We start from the raw sequence: 809 nt of genomic DNA, 5'->3' as shown, positions 1-809 counted from the left end.
GTCGTGGGTACCGGGCCGTTCGATGTGGCTGTCACTCCCGACGGGCTGCACGCGTACGTGACCAACAGCGGTGACAACACCCTCAGCGTGATCGACACCGCGACCGCCACCATCGTGGCCACCATTCCCGTGGGTACCGGACCGTTCGGGGTCGCGGTCAGCCCCGACGGACTGCACGCCTACGTGACCAACAGCGGTGACAACACCCTCAGCGTGATCGACACCGCCACCAACACCATCGTGGCCACCATTCCCGTGGGCGCCGCGCCCACCGGCGTCGCGGTCAGCCCCGACGGACTGCACGCCTACGTGACCGACAACGGCGACAACACCGTCAGCGTGATCGACACCGCCACCAACACCGTCACCACCACCATCACCGTGGGTACCGCACCCACCAGCGTCGCGGTCAGCCCCGACGGACTGCACGCCTACGTGACCGACAACGGCGACAACGCCCTCAGCGTGATCGACACCGCCACCAACACCATCGTGGCCACCATCACCGTGGGTACCGGGCCGTTCGATGTGGCTGTCACTCCCGACGGACTGCACGCGTACGTGACCAACAACGGCGACAACACCGTCAGCATCACCGACACCGTTCCCTTCACTTCCGCCACCACCCTCGCCTCGGCGCCCGACCCGTCGGTGTTCGGCCAGGCCAAGGTCCTCACCGCCACCGTCACCTCCGTGGACGGCATCCCGACCGGGACGGTGTCCTTCTTCGACGGCGCCACCCTGCTGGGCACTGGCACTGTCGCCGCGGGCGTGGCCACCTTCACCACCACAGACCTCGCCGTCGGCAC

At 67.9% G+C, this 809-nt stretch carries 1 protein-coding gene; it reads left to right on the top strand.

Annotated features, from left to right (window positions below):
• Nucleotides 1-24: 24 nt before the first annotated feature.
• Nucleotides 25-809: Ig-like domain repeat protein (locus ACIBEC_RS46800; protein ID WP_360509987.1), on the top strand; the 785-nt coding region annotated here is incomplete at its 3' end.

The sequence above is a fragment of the Kitasatospora sp. NPDC051164 genome, from assembly GCF_044455625.1.
Taxonomy (GTDB): domain Bacteria; phylum Actinomycetota; class Actinomycetes; order Streptomycetales; family Streptomycetaceae; genus Kitasatospora.
The sequence above is the reverse complement of the archived record's forward strand: the minus strand, read 5'-3'. Positions and strand labels throughout refer to the sequence as shown.